Here is an 18,001-nt window from a genome sequence, read left to right as displayed (position 1 = left end):
GCCAGACGACTTATTTTTCTGGCTTAGTGGCGAGCGCGCACCAACTGATACTTACGCGTCAAATACTCTACCGGTACGCTCCAGATGTGTACCAAACGCGAGAACGGGAACAGCAGGAATAAAGTCATTCCCAGCACCAGGTGCAGACGGAAAATAAACGCCACGCCGTCGAGGTGTTGAGAAGCGCCACCGTGGAAGGTCACTACTGACTGCGCCCAACCAACCAGTTTCATCATCTCACTACCGTCCATATGCTGAGCGGAGAATGGAATGGTCAGCAAACCCAGCGCACACTGGATGACTAACAGTGACAGGATCAGGATGTCTGCTCCGGTAGTGGTTGCACGCACGCGCGGGCTGAACAGACGGCGTTTCAGTAACAGCACACCGCCAATCAAGCACAGCACGCCGCTGGCACCACCAGCAAACATCGCCATTTTCTGTTTCACTTCAATCGGCAACCACGCTTCGTAAACCCAGTGCGGCGTCAGCATACCGAGGAAGTGACCGACAAAAATCCCCAGAATCCCGATATGGAACAGGTTCGACGCCAGGTTCATCCCTTTGCGATCCAGCATCTGGCTGGACGCCGCGCGCCAGGTGTACTGCCCGTAGTCATAGCGCAGCCAGCTACCAATCAGGAAGACCGCCCCTGCAATGTACGGGTAGATATCAAAGAAGAACATATTCAGGAATTGCATTAGTGCTGTCCTCCGGTGGTGATATTCAGATATTGCGGCGCGACGGCACCCGCAAAGCGACGTTGATGGGCAGTGATTGCCGAATCACCGCAGCCTTTGTCAGCAAAGAACTTAACCTGCTCTTCTTCCCAGACGGCATCCAGCGCCTGCGGCGTATCATCGCGTGCTTCATCGGCAATTTTTTCCGCCACTTTGTCGCTGTCGATAGCGGTATTCGCCAGTTTGAGCAGCAAATCAAACAACACCGCGTAGCGGCTCTCACGCTGTTGCAGACGAGCACTCAGCAACGCCAGAATCGGCGCAATGTCCTGCAAGCCCCCTACCGCTTCGCTTTTCGGCAACTGCGCCAGATACTCCAGATACAGCGGCAGATGATCCGGCAATTCACGGCTATTTAGCTGCAAGCCGTGCTGCTCGTACTGCGCCAACAGGTCAACCATTGCCTGGCCACGATCGCGGGATTCGCCATGAACATGTTCGAATAGCAGTAGCGATGTGGCGCGACCACGGTCAAACAGTTCGCTGTACTGCGCCTGCGCATCCAGCGGATCAAGCGCAGTTAAATCACGCAGGAAAATGCCCAGCGCATGGGCATCTTCTTTCTGTAAGTTTTCCGACGCGGCAATAGCCTCAAACATCTCTTGTTGATGCTGCCACAAGGCAGCATCCGGATATTCAAGGAGGCGCGAAACAATCACGAGTTCGATCATGGATGCGGCTCCGTTTTGCTGGTCACGTCGATGGCATCGATACGGCGGCTGTTGAACAGATTAAATTTCGTATCTGAGCCGTGGCAGCCGTCACCAAAGGTAAAGCCGCAGCCATTTTTCTCCGGGAAAGCTTCCCGCGCCAGTTCACGATGACTGCTCGGCACCACAAAGCGATCTTCATAGTTAGCAATCGCCAGATAACGGTACATCTCCTGCGCCTGAGCTTCGGTCAGACCGACCTCTTCCAGCGCACGGGTATCGACTTTACCGTCAACGGTTTCAGCTCGTTTGTAATGACGCATTGCCAGCATACGTTTCAGCGCGAGCAGCACCGGTTGGGTATCACCGGCGGTCAGCAGATTCGCCAGATACTGAACCGGGATACGCAGACTTTCAACGTCTGGCAGAATGCCGTTGCTACCCAGTTCGCCCGCATCTGCCGCAGACTGAATCGGTGACAGAGGCGGAACGTACCAGACCATCGGCAGCGTGCGATATTCCGGATGCAGCGGCAGCGCCAGCTTCCACTCCATCGCCATTTTATAAACCGGCGACTGCTGTGCCGCTTCAATAACACTCAGCGGAATACCGTCCTTAATTGCCTGCTCAATGACTTTCGGATCGTTCGGATCGAGGAACACTTCCAGTTGGCGCTGGTAGAGATCTTTCTCGTTCTCGGTGCTGGCTGCACGTTCAATAGCGTCCGCATCGTACAGCAGCACGCCGAGATAACGGATACGACCCACGCAGGTTTCTGAACACACGGTCGGCTGACCCGCTTCAATACGCGGATAACAGAAAATGCATTTCTCAGACTTACCGCTCTTCCAGTTGAAGTAGATTTTTTTGTACGGGCATCCGGTGATGCACATACGCCAGCCACGGCATTTATCCTGATCGATCAGAACAATGCCATCTTCTTCACGCTTGTAGATCGCACCGCTCGGGCAGGTCGCCACACATGCCGGGTTCAGACAGTGTTCGCACAGGCGCGGCAGATACATCATGAAGGTGTTTTCGAACTGGCTATACATCGCCTTCTGGATGTTGTCGAAGTTCTTGTCTTTCGCCAGTTTGTCAAATTCGCCGCCCAGGTCATCTTCCCAGTTCGGCCCTTTTTCGATTTTCGCCATCCGTTCGCCAGTAATCAGCGAACGCGGACGAGCAATCGGCTGCGATTTGCTGCCTTCCGGCGCGGTATGCAGGTTCTGATAGTCAAAATCGAACGGCTCGTAATAATCGTCGATCCCCGGCAGATGCGGGTTAGCGAAGATTTTACCCAACAACATGGCGCGGTTACCCATGCGCGGTTGCAGTTTGCCGTTGATTTTACGGATCCAGCCGCCTTTATATTTTTCCTGGTTTTCCCAGTCGGTCGGGAAACCCTGACCCGGCTTGGTTTCAACGTTGTTGAACCACGCGTACTCCACGCCTTCGCGGCTGGTCCAGACGTTTTTACAGGTAACTGAACAGGTGTGGCAGCCGATGCACTTATCGAGATTCAGCACCATGCCGACTTGTGAACGAATTTTCATTTTACGCTCTCCTGTACCTGGTCATTGCCTTCGCCATCTAACCAGTCAATGTTCTTCATCTTACGCACTACAACAAACTCATCGCGGTTAGAACCTACGGTGCCGTAGTAGTTAAAGCCGTATGCCAGATGGGCATAGCCACCGATCATATGCGTCGGTTTCGGCGTAATACGGGTGACCGAGTTATGGATGCCCCCACGCTGTTGGGTGATTTCTGAACCAGGCAAGTTAACGATACGTTCCTGCGCGTGGTACATCATGGTCATCCCTGCCGGAACACGCTGGCTGACAACCGCACGGGCAGTTAGCGCACCGTTGCTGTTGAAGACTTCAATCCAGTCGTTATCGGCAATACCCAGCTCTTTCGCATCAGCTTCGCTCAGCCAGACCACCGGGCCACCGCGACCTAAGGTCAGCATCAGCAGGTTGTCGCTGTAAGTGGAGTGGATCCCCCACTTCTGGTGCGGCGTCAGGAAGTTGAGGGCTTTTTCCGGATTACCGTTGGATTTCTGCCCCATCACTTCTTTCACCGAACGGGTGTCGATCGGCGGACGATAGACCAGCAGGCTTTCACCGAAATCACGCATCCACTGATGATCCTGATACAACTGCTGGCGACCAGAGAGCGTGCGCCACGGAATCAACTCGTGAACGTTGGTGTAACCGGCGTTGTAAGAAACGTGTTCATCTTCCAGACCAGACCAGGTCGGGCTGGAGATAATTTTACGCGGCTGTGCCTGAATATCGCGGAAGCGGATCTTCTCGTCTTCTTTATTCAGCGCCAGATGCGTATGGTCACGACCAGTAAACTCACTCAGTGCCGCCCAGGCTTTCACGGCTACCTGACCGTTGGTTTCTGGTGCCAGCGTCAGGATCATTTCCGCCGCATCAATCGCCGTGTTGAGCATCGGCTGGCCTTTCGCCGGACCTTCCGCTTTGGTGTAGTTGAGCTTACGCAGCAGATCCATCTCGCTCTGGGTGTTCCAGGCGATACCTTTACCACCGTTGCCGATTTTCTCCATCAGCGGACCGATAGAGGTAAAGCGTTCGTAAGTTGCCGGATAATCGCGCTCTACGACCATAATGTGCGGTGCGGTTTTACCTGGGATCAGGTCGCATTCGCCTTTTTTCCAGTCTTTTACATCCAGCGGCTGCGCCAGTTCAGCGGCAGAATCGTGCTGGATCGGCAGCGTGACGATGTCAGTTTCTTTACCCAGATGACCAACGCACACTTCGGAGAATTTCTTCGCGATGGCTTTGTAGATTTCCCAGTCACTTTTCGCTTCCCAGGCCGGATCGACCGCCGCAGACAGCGGGTGAATAAACGGATGCATATCCGAAGTATTCATGTCGTCTTTTTCGTACCAGGTTGCAGTCGGCAAAATGATGTCGGAGTAGAGACAGGTGCTAGACAGACGGAAGTCCAGCGTCACCACCAGATCCAACTTGCCTTCCAGACCGTTGTCCTGCCAGTCCACTTCTTCCGGCTTCACTCCGCCCTGCTGCCCCAGATCTTTGCCCTGGATACCATGTTCCGTCCCCAGCAGGTACTTGAGCATAAACTCGTGACCTTTACCGGAAGAACCCAGCAGGTTAGAACGCCAGATGAACAGGTTACGCGGATGGTTTTTGCCGTTTTCCGGCTGCTCCGCAGCAAAACGAATGGAACCGTCTTTCAGGGATTTCACCGTATAGTCAACCGGATTCATCCCGGCTTTTTCTGCTTCACGTGCGATGGTCAGCGGGTTAGTGCCTAACTGCGGAGCAGATGGCAGCCAGCCCATACGTTCAGCACGCACGTTAAAGTCGATCATGTGGCCGGTATAACGGGATTTATCCGCCAGCGGTGACAGCAGCTCTTCCGCCGTGACGGTTTCATAACGCCACTGGCTGGAGTGGTTATAGAAATAAGAGGTACTGTTCATATGACGTGCCGGACGCTGCCAGTCAAGGGCAAACGCCAACGGCTGCCAGCCGGTTTGCGGACGCAGTTTTTCCTGACCTACGTAGTGTGCCCAGCCGCCGCCGCTCTGACCGACACAACCGCAGAAAATCAGCATGTTGATCAGACCACGATAGTTCATATCGAGGTGATACCAGTGGTTCAGACCGGCACCAACGATAATCATCGAACGACCGTGCGTTTTATCAGCGTTGTCAGCAAATTCACGGGCTATACGGATAATTTGCGAACGTGAGACACCGGTGATCTTCTCAGCCCAGGCCGGAGTGTAGGCTTTCACATCATCATAGCTGGTTGCGCAGTTGACGTCGTTCAGACCACGTTCCAGGCCATAGTTTGCCAGCGTCAAGTCATAAACCGTAGTCACCAGCGCGGTGCTGCCATCAGCCAGTTGCAGGCGTTTCACCGGCAGTTTGTGCAGCAGAACGTTTTCCAGTTCCACTTTGTTAAAGTGTTCAGTGCCGTCGCCGCCAAAGTACGGGAAGCCCACTTCAGCAATCTCATCCTGGCTACCCAGCAGGCTAAGTTGCAGTTCGGTTTCTTCGCCGGTTTTGCCGTCACGTTGCTCCAGATTCCATTTGCCCTTCTCGCCCCAGCGGAAGCCAATAGAACCATTCGGCGCGACCATTTCGCCTTGCGTATTAAAGGCCACGGTTTTCCATTCAGGATTGTTTTCCTGGCCCAGCGCGTCAACCAGATCGGCGGCACGCAGCATACGACCCGCAGCGTAATAACCATCGCGTTCTTCCAGCATCACCAGCATCGGCATGTCGGTGTAGCGACGCACATAGTCGGTGAAATACTGACTTGGGTTATCAAGATGGAACTCACGCAGCATTACGTGGCCCATCGCCAGCGCCATCGCCGCATCGGTGCCTTGTTTCGGTGCCAGCCACAGGTCGCACAGTTTAGCGATCTCAGCATAGTCAGGTGTTACGGCAACGGTTTTGGTGCCTTTGTAACGCACTTCGGTAAAGAAGTGAGCATCTGGAGTACGGGTCTGCGGAACGTTAGAACCCCAGGCAATGATGTAGCTGGAGTTGTACCAGTCAGCAGATTCCGGCACGTCAGTCTGCTCACCCCAGGTTTGCGGAGAAGCTGGAGGCAGGTCGCAGTACCAGTCATAGAAGCTTAAGCAAGTACCGCCAATCAGGGAGAGATAGCGGGCACCCGATGCGTAAGAAACCATCGACATTGCCGGGATTGGCGAGAAACCAGCAACACGGTCCGGACCGTAGTTTTTGATGGTGTAAACGTTAGACGCGGCGATCAGTTCGTTCACTTCCTGCCAGGAAGAACGAACAAAACCACCGCGTCCACGCGCTTGCTTAAAGCTTTTCGCCTTATCGGCGTCTTCAATAATAGAAGCCCATGCCTCAACCGGATCGCTATGCAGCGCTTTCGCTTCACGCCACATTTTCATCAGGCGTTTGCGCATCATCGGGTATTTCAGGCGGTTGGCGCTATAGAGATACCAGGAATAGCTGGCACCGCGCGGGCAGCCGCGAGGTTCATGGTTTGGCAGATCCGGACGGGTACGCGGATAGTCAGTCTGCTGGGTTTCCCAGGTCACCAGACCGTTTTTAACGTAGATTTTCCAGCTACAGGAGCCGGTGCAGTTTACCCCGTGGGTAGAGCGGACGATTTTGTCATGCTGCCAACGCTGGCGATATCCATCCTCCCAGTCACGGTTGGTATTGAGAAGCTGGCCATGCCCATCGGCAAAGGTTTCACCCTTCTGTTTGAAGTAGCGAAACCGGTCCAGGAATTTACTCATCGGTTTTCTCCTGTGGGAGCCTGTCGGCTCTCTGATAAATCGACATTGCTAATGTTTAAAATGAAGGTAACGCTCTGAAACGTCGTGGGAATTGATAACGATCAAGTGTGGAGGGGATGAAAAATAAAGTAATTTCCTAATATACCTCTTTGGGGTAATTAAAATGTTTCACCTAACATATTGTAAGTTAATAACTTTTACATCTAAGCACATTTAAACGCTTCGGATTTTTATACAGGTGGGTATTAAGGAGTATCCCCCATGGATGACATATTAATGATGCTTAATGACGCCGTTGAAATAATTATCCCTCTGAAAGTATGTTGTAACTAAATGACAAATAAAAAAAGCGCGACATTACGCCGCGCAAAGGATAATCAAATATTACGATTTATTTTTTAGAATGCCGACCATATACCACCCAGGTAATTACCACGCAGGCGATATAGAAAATCAAAAATACTTTCATTGCACCAACTGGCGAACCCGTTAATGCCAGTGAGCTACCGAACGCTTTCGGGATAAAGAAGCCACCGATAGCACCAATGGCAGAGATAAAGCCCAGCGCCGCTGCAGTGTCGGTTGCTGCCTCACGCATAGCGCGTTCGTCAGAACCACCTTCTGCTTTCACGCGATCCATCGTCAGTTTACGGAAAATCACGGAAATCATCTGGAAGGTGGAACCACTCCCCAACCCCGCCGTCAGGAACAGCGCGAGGAAGACCGCGAAGAACGCCATGAAACTTCCGCCCTGCCCGTCAGTCGGTAAGGTGAGGAACAGCAGGCCGCTGAAAATCGCCATCAGGACAAAGTTCACCAGCGTTACACGAGTGCCGCCGAGACGGTCAGATAGAGCCCCCCCCGCAGAACGTGCCAGTGCGCCAATAAACGGTCCGAAGAAGGCGTAGTGCAGAATCTGCACATCCGGGAACTGCGTTTTTGACAGCATGGCAAAACCCGCAGAGAAGCCGATGAAGGAGCCGAAAGTCGCCAGATACAGCAGGCTCATAATCCACAGATGACCCCGTTTGAGTACCGGCAACTGCTCCTTGATGGAGGCTTTCGAGGTAGCAAGGTCGTTCATGCCAAACCACGCCGCAATGGTGAAGATGGCGAGGAACGGCACCCATATCCAGGAGGCGTTAGCCAGATACAATTCGCTGCCATCCGGTTGTGTTACGCCCTGGCTACCAAACGCAGCAAAAATCGACAGTGATACCACCAGCGGAGCAACCAACTGCATAACGCTGACGCCCATGTTACCCAGACCACCATTCAGGCCCAGCGCGCCACCCTGTTTCTGCTTCGGAAAGAAGAAGCTGATGTTTGCCATACTGGAAGCGAAGTTCGCGCCAGCAAAGCCGCACAGCAGAGAAATGATGATAAATACGCTGTATGGCGTAGTGGTATCCTGCACGGCAAAACCCAGCCAGACACAAGGAATAATCAGAATACCAGTACTAAACGCCGTCCAGCGACGCCCACCGAAGATTGGAACCATAAAGGAGTATGGCACCCGCAATAATGCGCCAGAAACCGAAGGTAGTGCGGTTAAAAGAAATAGCTGATCGGTCGTAAAATTGAAGCCGACTTTCGGTAAGTTCACCGCGACAGCACTGAATAACATCCATACGCAAAACGCCAGCAGCAGACAGGGAACGGAAATCCACAGGTTGCGGCTGGCAATACGTTGACCGCGTTGTTGCCAGAACGCAGGATCTTCCGGTCGCCAATCTGTAATGACAGCTCCAGTAGCCCTTTCGGGGGCGGATGAGTGACTCATAGACACCTCTGATACTCGTTTCGATGTCTGCCACCTTAGTGGCTGTAGCTAAAGGTAATTTGATATAAATCAAACGACAATATAACTTTATCTATCATTGATATTTATCATTACCCATAGTGAGTACAGAGATTTCATAAAAATTATGAGATTTTTCACGGCGCTGTAAAATCCCTACCCTTACTGATGTAAAACGCCTAACCACACGGCAAATAAGGAGTAACTCTTTCCGGGTATGGGTATACTTCAGCCAATAGCTGAGAATAATGCCATTTCAGAATGTATCATCACATTCATTAAGGTTATTGCTCATTCAAAGCCTGAAGGAAGAGGTTTACATGCTTAAACGTTGTCTCTCTCCGCTCACCCTGGTCAATCAGGTTGCGCTTATTGTTTTGCTTTCTACCGCCATTGGACTGGCGGGGATGGCTGTTTCTGGCTGGCTGGTGCAAGGCGTTCAGGGCAGCGCTCATGCCATCAACAAAGCAGGATCGCTGCGTATGCAAAGTTACCGCCTGCTGGCAGCGGTGCCATTAAGCGAGAAAGACACGCCGTTGCTAAAAGAGATGGAGCAAACCGCCTTTAGCCCAGAATTAAGCCGTGCCGCAGAACGCGACGGGCAACAGGAACAACTAAAAAGTTTGCAGGAGTACTGGCGCAATGAACTCGTTCCAGGACTATTACGTGCGCAAACCAGAGAAACCGTATCGGCAGACGTCAGTCAGTTTGTTGCCGGGCTGGATCAGTTAGTCTCAGGTTTTGATCACACCACTGAAATGCGCATTGAGACGGTAGTGATGGTCCACCGGGTGATGGCGGTGTTTATGACATTGCTCTTGGTCTTCACCATTATCTGGCTGCGAGCGCGACTGCTGCAACCGTGGCGGCAATTGCTGGTGATGGCGAGTGCGGTAAGTCACCGTGATTTTAGCCAGCGGGCACATATCAGCGGTCGCAATGAAATGGCGATGTTAGGAACAGCGCTGAACAATATGTCTGCGGAACTGGCAGAGAGTTATGCCGTACTTGAGCAGCGAGTACGGGAAAAAACCGCCGGTCTGGAACATAAAAATCAGATCCTCTCTTTTTTGTGGCAGGCTAACCGTCGTTTGCATTCTCGCGCCCCGCTGTGTGAACGCCTGTCTCCCGTACTCAACGGCTTACAAAATTTAACCCTACTGCGTGATATCGAACTGCGGGTGTATGACACTGAAGATGAAGAGAACCATCAGGAGTTCACCTGCCAGTCGGATATGACCTGCGACGACAAAGGCTGCCAACTCTGCCCGCGCGGCGTATTACCTGTTGGCGATCGCGGCACGACCCTGAAATGGCGACTGACCGATTCTCATATGCAGTACGGAATTTTGCTGGCGACTCTGCCGCAGGGTCGCCATCTAAGCCATGATCAACAGCAACTGGTGGATACGCTGGTTGAGCAATTAACCGCCACTCTGGCACTGGATCGCCATCAGGAACGCCAGCAGCAGTTGATCGTGATGGAAGAGCGTGCCACCATTGCGCGCGAACTGCATGATTCTATTGCCCAATCTCTCTCTTGCATGAAGATGCAGGTGAGTTGTTTACAGATGCAAGGCGACGCGCTGCCAGAAAGCAGCCGCGACCTGTTAAGCCAGATCCGTAACGAACTGAATGCTTCCTGGGCGCAGTTGCGTGAGCTGCTCACCACATTCCGTTTACAGCTCACCGAACCGGGGTTACGCCCGGCACTGGAAGCAAGTTGTGAAGAATACAGCGCCAAATTTGGCTTTCCGGTGAAGCTGGATTACCAATTGCCACCGCGCCTGGTGCCTTCGCATCAGGCAATCCATCTGTTGCAAATTGCCCGTGAGGCATTAAGTAACGCCCTCAAACATTCGCAAGCGAGCGAGGTCGTGGTAACAGTGGCGCAAAACGATAATCAGGTCAAACTGACCGTCCAGGATAACGGCTGCGGAGTGCCTGAAAATACCATCCGCAGCAATCACTACGGCATGATAATTATGCGTGACCGTGCGCAAAGTCTGCGTGGCGACTGCCGCGTCCGCCGTCGTGAATCAGGTGGCACCGAAGTGGTGGTCACTTTTATTCCCGAAAAAAATTTCACAGACGTCCAAGGAGATACCCATGAGTAATCAGGAACCGGCTACTATCCTGCTGATCGACGATCACCCGATGCTGCGAACTGGCGTAAAACAGCTTATCAGCATGGCCCCCGATATCACCGTGGTTGGCGAAGCAAGTAATGGCGAGCAGGGTATTGAACTGGCGGAATCTCTCGATCCGGATCTGATTCTGCTTGATCTGAATATGCCCGGCATGAACGGTCTGGAAACGCTGGATAAACTGCGTGAAAAATCTTTATCCGGTCGCATTGTGGTATTCAGCGTCTCTAACCATGAAGAGGACGTGGTCACCGCCCTGAAACGCGGCGCAGATGGCTATCTGTTAAAAGATATGGAGCCGGAAGATCTGTTGAAAGCGTTACATCAGGCTGCTGCTGGCGAAATGGTATTAAGCGAGGCGTTAACCCCCGTTCTGGCCGCCAGCCTGCGTGCTAACCGCGCGACTACTGAACGCGACGTCAACCAGTTAACGCCGCGCGAGCGCGATATTCTGAAGCTGATTGCTCAGGGCTTACCGAATAAGATGATTGCCCGCCGCCTGGACATCACAGAAAGCACGGTAAAAGTACATGTGAAGCACATGCTGAAAAAAATGAAGCTCAAATCTCGTGTGGAAGCCGCGGTATGGGTGCATCAGGAACGTATTTTCTGATTATGGTTCCCAGCGCAGTTCGTCCTTTGCCATCGCATCGAAAGGTTCGGCAAGCGTTAGCGTGATCTCATTGGAGGAGACACGCTGTCCCTGGTTATCTTCCACCACCACCGACAATCGCCAGTGATTGCTCGCCCCTTCCCCGCTCTGCCAGTCCGGCATGATCAGCGTCCAGCCATCCGTACTGTTGGCAGTTGCTCCCGACGTCAGACTTAACATCTGCGTATCTCCCTGCCAGATCAATTGGCGAATACCGTAACGACTGTGGATTTGTAATTTCAGCGGTACAGATTCGCCGGGTTTAAGATCCCAGGGCGGCGTCGCCAGAAACACCGTTAAAGTTTTACGCTGATGATACTCAATAACCGGCAAATTATTTCGCTGCGGATTGTCATAGCGACTACCGCGCAGCGACTGACTTTCCGCAACTTCACCAGCAGACAGTTGTTTATTGAGCGGCACGCCAAAACGGTAGTTAATATTCAGTCCGAGGTTATTTTGGCGTTCTCCACTTTCGCCTTGTTTATGCTGGGCGGTCACTGTGACGAGTGGCACAGGTGTGTAATTTAGCCCCAGACTCAAGGCAACTGGATTGTGATACCCCGTGCCAGAGTTAAACAGATCAACACTCTGGCCAAAATATTGTTCGACGCTGACGCTGGTGTTGATATGTTGGTAAAACGGCATTCGCATTCGGGCGGTCAGATCGTAACCGCGCGCCATACGTTGCTCAAGCGAAGCTGTCTGTTCACGCCATGAGGCAAAAGGCTGATAATAATTTGCCGACAGGCGCAGATATTCTCCCCAGGCTTCAGCGCCAAAGCCTGCCCGCTGAAGATTTTCATCCAACAAGTTGTCATAAAACGTGTTGTATCCCATCAACCACGAGCCATGCTTCCAGCGTTGACCCACGCCAAGATTACTTACCAGACCATCGTCCTGCTGGGTCAGTCCAACCTGGCTCCATGTGAGATAGCGCTCGTTATCCAGCAACGGTACAAACCAGCTTCCCCGACTTCCGGTGAAATGTCCTTCGTTATCCACTTTGACGTCAACACTGGCGTTCCCCCACGGCGAAAGCCAGGATTCTACATGCTGATTAACCTGCTGGCTAAGCGCATCACGGACTTTTCCCAGCGCAAAGGCTTTCGCTTGTTCGCCTGTATCCTGACCGTTATCAGTCATACTGGTTTCACCAAAATCTTTCACAATTTCAGCGAAGTGTTTTTCACCGTCATGATTTTCCGGTGCCATTCCTAAATCCGGCAGACCATCATTATCGTTATCAAAAGGATTTGCCGATTGCTGCTCAAAGGATGGCTGTGCATCAGCCATACCGCCTGCCAGCAGCAAGAGTAAAAAAAGCGGGATAACACGAAAGACGATACGGCTCAAAACGTCAGTAGTTTCCGATAAAAATGAACACTCATTACTTTATAGAATAACGATTACTGGTAACTTTTCTCGTACTTTCTCACGCTTTATGGAAAATCCTAAAAATGCGGCAAATTGGTCAGACAGCACAAAAACAGTAAGATATAAATAGAAAGTCTAATTCTCTGAATACAGGAGTGAATAATGCAAAAAATCGTGATCGTTGCCAATGGAGCCCCCTACGGGAGTGAATCCTTATTTAACAGCCTGCGGCTGGCCATTGCGCTACGAGAGCAGAAGAGCGACCTGGATCTGCGTCTGTTTCTGATGTCTGATGCGGTCACTGCCGGATTGCGCGGACAAAAACCAGGGGAAGGCTACAATATTCAGCAAATGCTGGAGATCCTCACGGCGCAAAATGTACCCGTGAAACTGTGCAAGACCTGCACCGATGGTCGCGGCATCAGCCCACTTCCGCTGATTGACGGGGTTGAAATTGGCACCCTGATCGAACTGGCGCAATGGACGCTGGCAGCCGATAAAGTGCTCACATTTTAATGTCTGGCGGGGCGTCCGACGCCCCACTATGACAGATGTTTCATCAGGCAAATCCTGGCCGTAACACACCCTCCGGAAAATTATCCGCCAGCAGTTTTTTCACCGACACCAGCAAATCATTTAACCCGTCATCCTGCATCCCCAGCTTGATAAGCTCTTGTTCCAGTGAAAACAGGTATTGTGCGTTGGTTCCCAGCGGACCGCTCGCTGCCGCAATCAACGGCGCGATGACCTGAGCACGAGTGTCGGATTCATATTCTGGATGCCGTGGATCCATAATAAATACCAGTGCGTTTACTGTGCGCCCGTCATCAAGATCAAGCTGGCACCAGGTTGGCAGATAACAGCCAGTAATCATCTCCCGCTTCCACAGCAAAGTCAGTTCCTGCTCGAGCGCCCCTTCCGGTAAGCGATACGCCACCCCTGTGGTGCGACCGCCCTCTTTCAGAGCAAGCATCCGTCCCGGCTGGTGCACTGTCCCGCGCCCCGCGGTCAGACGCAGACAAAACGCCCGGTGCCACCCAACCAACGTACCGGTACACGACTCGATAAACTCCAGCGTCGCCGCCAGCGAGGCCGCCCGTTGTTCTGCTGACCATAAGAGTGATTCTTCAATGGCACCAAATGCCGTTTTACAATCGGCATTCATTAAGAAATCACGCGTTATCACCTTATACCTCCGCCACTGCATACTTCCTTGCGACAACTTATTGGTGTCTTCCGGACATTTTTACTGCTCATTTTGAAACCACTCTCGGGACAATATGCATTTCTCAGACCACTTGCAAGGCGACGCCGCACGAATAGCTTTAGTTCATCTCCGGGGATTACTCTTTTTTATGCCATTTATCATCATCCCCTTTGGCATATTCATGTTTCACTGCGGACCAGGCCACTTTATGCGCTGTCTCTTCACGACTGGCGTCATCACGCCGATCTTCTTTATCTTTATATTGATCCCAGGCGCTGTTGAATGCCTCTTTATAGATATCCTGGGCATGAGACGGTAGAACGTGTTTTACATTTTCTGGCAGATCGCTTTTTGTTTTATACGGCATTATTGACTCCTTTTTAAAGGTGAACTTTAAGTGTGGTCAACAATACCCACGCTTGCCAGCGTATAAGAATTCCCACGTTAGAATCTTCTTAAGAGACGCTAATACAAACATTGGCTAAACGCGTTGATTATTTTTATCCCCCAAAGAGTAAAAAAGCGGCAGCGGGGTAAAATTTCGTAAAATGTTACCGATATCCAGACACTTTCTGTTATTTTTTCCACCGATTTATTACATTTCCGACAAATTCATCTGCAAAGGGATAACCATAATGACAAATGCTCACGAGGCGGTAAAAACCCGCCACAAGGAGACCTCGCTTATTTTCCCGGTTCTGGCGCTGGTGGTGCTGTTCCTGTGGGGAAGCGCTCAGACACTACCAGTGGTCATTGCCATCAACCTTCTTGCGCTTATTGGTATTTTAAGCAGTGCCTTTAGTGTTGTCCGTCATGCTGACGTATTAGCGCATCGCCTGGGTGAACCTTATGGTTCTCTTATTCTTAGCCTTTCAGTGGTTATTCTTGAAGTCAGTCTGATCTCAGCCTTAATGGCGACCGGCGATGCCGCGCCGACGTTAATGCGAGATACGCTCTATTCAATCATTATGATTGTTACCGGTGGGCTGGTTGGTTTTTCATTACTGTTGGGCGGACGCAAATTTGCCACCCAATATATGAATCTGTTTGGTATTAAACAGTATTTGATCGCCCTGTTTCCGCTGGCAATTATTGTGCTGGTATTCCCGATGGCTCTGCCTGCGGCGAATTTCTCAACCGGTCAGGCGTTACTGGTGGCTTTAATTTCCGCGGCAATGTACGGCGTATTTTTGCTGATTCAGACCAAAACGCACCAGAGTCTGTTTGTCTATGAGCACGAGGATGACAGCGATGATGACGATCCGCACCACGGCAAACCGTCTGCCCATAGCAGTCTGTGGCATGCTGTCTGGTTGATTATCCATCTGATAGCGGTGATTGCAGTCACCAAAATGAACGCCAGCCCACTGGAAACGCTCCTCACCAGCATGAATGCCCCGGTGGCCTTTACCGGTTTCCTGGTGGCACTGTTGATTCTTTCGCCGGAAGGTTTAGGGGCGTTAAAAGCCGTATTAAACAACCAGGTCCAGCGTGCGATGAATCTGTTCTTTGGTTCGGTATTAGCGACAATTTCACTGACCGTACCTGTCGTAACGCTGATCGCCTTTCTGACGGGCAACGAATTGCAGTTTGCTCTTGGTGCACCGGAGATGGTGGTGATGGTGGCCTCTTTAGTACTGTGTCATATCTCATTCTCCACCGGGCGTACTAACGTCCTCAACGGCGCAGCGCATCTGGCTCTGTTTGCCGCCTATTTGATGACGATATTTGCCTGACATTGATATCTCCCCTGATGACAGAGATCGGGGGAGATAAGAAAAATCCCTCCGTGTTTCATCTCTTTTGACCTTCCTGAGTAATTCATTAATCAGAATTGCGAGCCTGTGCCACCGCTTGCACGAAATCACTGCAACAGTTGGTGAAAATCCGGAATGTACTCTTCATTACGAACGTTTCAGGGGTGAAGTAAAGAAAACTTGAAGTGTAGTATCCACGCCAAGCCGGAGTTATCCGGTGAGGCGCAATGTTGTGGGGGCTTTATCCCTGGCGGCATTGGTTGCTGGAAAGAGAAAACCCCCGCACGTTGAGAGGTCAAACCTGACAACAGAACGGGGGCTAATCTTGAAACCAGACACTTCAAGAATAGCCGCAAAACGTTGTCATTACAACAAAAAGGCGGCTATATGACGCTCGCGCAGTTTGCCATAACTTTCTGGCACGACCTGGCAGCACCGATCCTTGCGGGAATTATCACCGCAGCGATTGTCGGCTGGTGGCGTAACCGGAAATAAGGTGAAGACGGGTGTCAGGCTGCCGTGATGGCAATATGCGCCCGAAACCGGCCGCAGGAGTAACAACCTGCGGCCTTTTTTGTATCCTTTGCCCATAAAAAACTGCACCTTAATCAGTTGGGTGTCCAACTTTTGGGGTGCAGCCAAAACGCTAAGGCTTTTGTTTTTAAGCAAAAAGATTACTTGCTGGTATCGAGTTCTTCGAAACCTTTAACCAGCTCATCAATTGCTTTCATCTGCTTGAGGAATGGTTCCAGTTTCGCCAGCGGCAGCGCGGATGGACCATCGCATTTCGCATGTTCCGGATCCGGATGCGCTTCAATAAACAAACCAGCCAGACCTACTGCCATACCGGCACGTGCCAGTTCGGCCACCTGGGCACGACGACCACCGGAAGCTGCACCAAACGGATCGCGGCATTGCAGTGCGTGGGTAACGTCGAAAATTACCGGCGAGTTGCCAGACACTTTCTTCATTACGCTGAAGCCCAGCATATCGACAACCAGGTTGTCATAACCGAAGTTAGCGCCACGATCGCAAAGAATAACTTTTTCGTTGCCGCCTTCTTTGAATTTATCAACGATGTTACCCATCTGGCCTGGGCTGACAAACTGTGGTTTCTTGACGTTAATTACCGCACCAGTTTTCGCCATGGCTTCCACCAGATCGGTCTGGCGAGCAAGAAACGCCGGTAGCTGAATCACATCCACAACATCAGCAACAGGCTGTGCCTGGCTTGGCTCGTGAACGTCGGTGATAATTTTTACGCCAAAAGTTTGCTTCAGCTCCTGGAAGATTTTCATCCCTTCTTCCAGGCCCGGCCCACGATAAGAGTGGATGGAGGAGCGGTTGGCTTTGTCAAAAGAGGCTTTGAACACGTAAGGGATACCCAATTTCTGGGTCACGGTTACGTAGTGCTCGCAAATGCGCATCGCCAGATCGCGGGATTCCAGCACGTTCATACCGCCAAACAGCACGAACGGCAGGTCATTTGCTACGTTGATGTCGCCAATGCTAACCACTTTTTGTTTCATAGGATCGCCTTAATCTTAAGTAAAATGTCGATTAATTAATGCAGCACAATATGTTTATGCGCGATGTTATTAATTTGCGCACGGATCATTTCGCTGATCGGGTCTTCCGGACACTGTTCAACGAAATAACTTAAATCATTCAACGCAACGTGTTCGCAATCCAGTTGCGCATAAATCAACCCGCGATCGCGAATTTCATACGGATCTTCCGGGTTGAACTGTAACAAGGCTTCGCTGGTGCGTAATGCAAGTTCCATCTGGTTTTCTTCCATCAGTGATGCTTTCAGCGTATCCAACAGCTTGCGGATAACCTCAATGTTATCTGCTTCATCCAGGTCTTCATAAAACAGTTCCGCAGATGGGCTGATATTTCCCTTTAACCATATATCCAGCATATGTTCGCTTAACGATTCACCGTTAAAAGGGTTAATCAGCCAAATTTCGCCATCCGAACATTCAATGCGCAAAATAAGCTGCGTCGGGAAAATCACCGGCAGTAGCGGCAAATCGAGACGATTAGCGACCCACAACAAAATGGCACCTAACGATACCGCACTGCCCTGCCTGTTCTTCAACACATGGTCAAGCCATAAAGCATCGGAGAGGCGATAAACACCGCGTGAGGCTTTAAACCCCCATTCGCCGTAAAACAGCGCGATCAATTTTTCCAACTGCTCTTCTAAAGGTAGAAGCTGGTTAATTTCTTCCTTCGCCAGACTAACGAGACGCTCCAGTTCGTCGTATACATCTTGCGAGGGAAAATCGCGGCGGATTGCTTCGCAAGCCAGGATCATGCCTTCGCACAGCGGCGCTTTATTAAATTCGAAATCAGCTAACGATCTCAT

General features: G+C 51.4%; 15 protein-coding genes. 5 read left to right on the top strand and 10 right to left on the bottom strand.

Features of this window, described 5'->3' with window-relative positions; translation table 11 throughout:
* Positions 1–23: 23 nt before the first annotated feature.
* The 5 genes from narI to narK all read right to left on the bottom strand — a co-directional run bounded on the left by narI (position 24) and on the right by narK (position 8,469).
* Positions 24–701, bottom strand: coding sequence for a respiratory nitrate reductase subunit gamma (narI, locus tag C7B16_RS11115; protein WP_001160120.1), 678 nt, complete (start codon positions 699–701; stop codon positions 24–26).
* The gene (gene narJ / locus C7B16_RS11110; protein WP_000571675.1) at positions 701–1,411 is read right to left on the bottom strand and encodes a nitrate reductase molybdenum cofactor assembly chaperone; all 711 of its coding nucleotides are present in this window, start codon (positions 1,409–1,411) and stop codon (positions 701–703) included. Before narJ ends, narI begins: the two co-directional genes overlap by 1 nt.
* Entirely contained in the window at positions 1,408–2,946 is a 1,539-nt protein-coding gene (gene narH, locus C7B16_RS11105) for a nitrate reductase subunit beta (RefSeq protein ID WP_000702663.1), read from the bottom strand. Before narH ends, narJ begins: the two co-directional genes overlap by 4 nt.
* Positions 2,943–6,686, bottom strand: coding sequence for a nitrate reductase subunit alpha (locus C7B16_RS11100; protein ID WP_000032963.1), 3,744 nt, complete (start codon positions 6,684–6,686; stop codon positions 2,943–2,945). The genes narH and C7B16_RS11100 overlap by 4 nt, the downstream gene beginning before the upstream one ends.
* A 391-nt stretch (positions 6,687–7,077) precedes the next feature.
* Positions 7,078–8,469, bottom strand: coding sequence for a nitrate transporter NarK (gene narK, locus C7B16_RS11095; RefSeq protein ID WP_000019812.1), 1,392 nt, complete (start codon positions 8,467–8,469; stop codon positions 7,078–7,080).
* A gap of 338 nt (positions 8,470–8,807) precedes the next feature.
* On the opposite strand from narK, the gene narX reads away from it, so the two are divergent.
* Both narX and narL read left to right on the top strand, forming a co-directional pair.
* A complete protein-coding gene (gene narX / locus C7B16_RS11085) occupies positions 8,808–10,604 on the top strand; it encodes a nitrate/nitrite two-component system sensor histidine kinase NarX (protein ID WP_107179702.1) in 1,797 nt (598 codons plus the stop codon).
* Positions 10,597–11,247, top strand: coding sequence for a two-component system response regulator NarL (gene narL, locus C7B16_RS11080; RefSeq protein ID WP_000070491.1), 651 nt, complete (start codon positions 10,597–10,599; stop codon positions 11,245–11,247). Before narX ends, narL begins: the two co-directional genes overlap by 8 nt.
* Here the strand turns inward: narL and C7B16_RS11075 are convergent, their stop codons facing one another.
* On the bottom strand, positions 11,248–12,642 hold the full coding sequence (locus tag C7B16_RS11075; RefSeq protein WP_000087125.1) for a YchO/YchP family invasin: 1,395 nt from the start codon (positions 12,640–12,642) through the stop codon (positions 11,248–11,250). It lies immediately after the preceding gene.
* A 183-nt stretch (positions 12,643–12,825) separates the two neighbouring features.
* On the opposite strand from C7B16_RS11075, the gene ychN reads away from it, so the two are divergent.
* A complete protein-coding gene (ychN, locus tag C7B16_RS11070) occupies positions 12,826–13,179 on the top strand; it encodes a DsrE/F sulfur relay family protein YchN (RefSeq protein ID WP_001516522.1) in 354 nt (117 codons plus the stop codon).
* 43 nt (positions 13,180–13,222) lie between these two features.
* On the opposite strand, the gene C7B16_RS11065 is transcribed toward ychN, so the two are convergent.
* On the bottom strand, positions 13,223–13,849 hold the full coding sequence (locus tag C7B16_RS11065) for a gamma-glutamylcyclotransferase (protein ID WP_107179701.1): 627 nt from the start codon (positions 13,847–13,849) through the stop codon (positions 13,223–13,225).
* A 157-nt stretch (positions 13,850–14,006) separates the two neighbouring features.
* Positions 14,007–14,237: a putative cation transport regulator ChaB gene (chaB, locus tag C7B16_RS11060; RefSeq protein WP_001146437.1), complete on the bottom strand. Its 231-nt coding sequence runs from the start codon at positions 14,235–14,237 to the stop codon at positions 14,007–14,009.
* A gap of 268 nt (positions 14,238–14,505) precedes the next feature.
* Between chaB and chaA the strand changes: the two genes are divergently transcribed.
* On the top strand, positions 14,506–15,606 hold the full coding sequence (gene chaA / locus C7B16_RS11055; RefSeq protein ID WP_001516524.1) for a sodium-potassium/proton antiporter ChaA: 1,101 nt from the start codon (positions 14,506–14,508) through the stop codon (positions 15,604–15,606).
* Between the two features lie 408 nt (positions 15,607–16,014).
* On the top strand, positions 16,015–16,122 hold the full coding sequence (locus tag C7B16_RS11050) for a type I toxin-antitoxin system toxin Ldr family protein (protein ID WP_032141347.1): 108 nt from the start codon (positions 16,015–16,017) through the stop codon (positions 16,120–16,122).
* A gap of 179 nt (positions 16,123–16,301) precedes the next feature.
* Here C7B16_RS11050 and kdsA read toward each other — a convergent pair whose 3' ends face one another.
* The gene (gene kdsA / locus C7B16_RS11045) at positions 16,302–17,156 is read right to left on the bottom strand and encodes a 3-deoxy-8-phosphooctulonate synthase (protein WP_000811071.1); all 855 of its coding nucleotides are present in this window, start codon (positions 17,154–17,156) and stop codon (positions 16,302–16,304) included.
* A gap of 35 nt (positions 17,157–17,191) precedes the next feature.
* Positions 17,192–18,001, bottom strand: coding sequence for an invasion regulator SirB1 (gene sirB1, locus C7B16_RS11040; RefSeq protein ID WP_001257034.1), 810 nt, complete (start codon positions 17,999–18,001; stop codon positions 17,192–17,194).

It is taken from the genome of Escherichia sp. 20412-1, from assembly GCF_003027595.1.
GTDB lineage: Bacteria > Pseudomonadota > Gammaproteobacteria > Enterobacterales > Enterobacteriaceae > Escherichia > Escherichia marmotae.
Note: the sequence above shows the minus strand (reverse complement) of the source record. Positions and strands in the feature narration are given on the sequence as shown.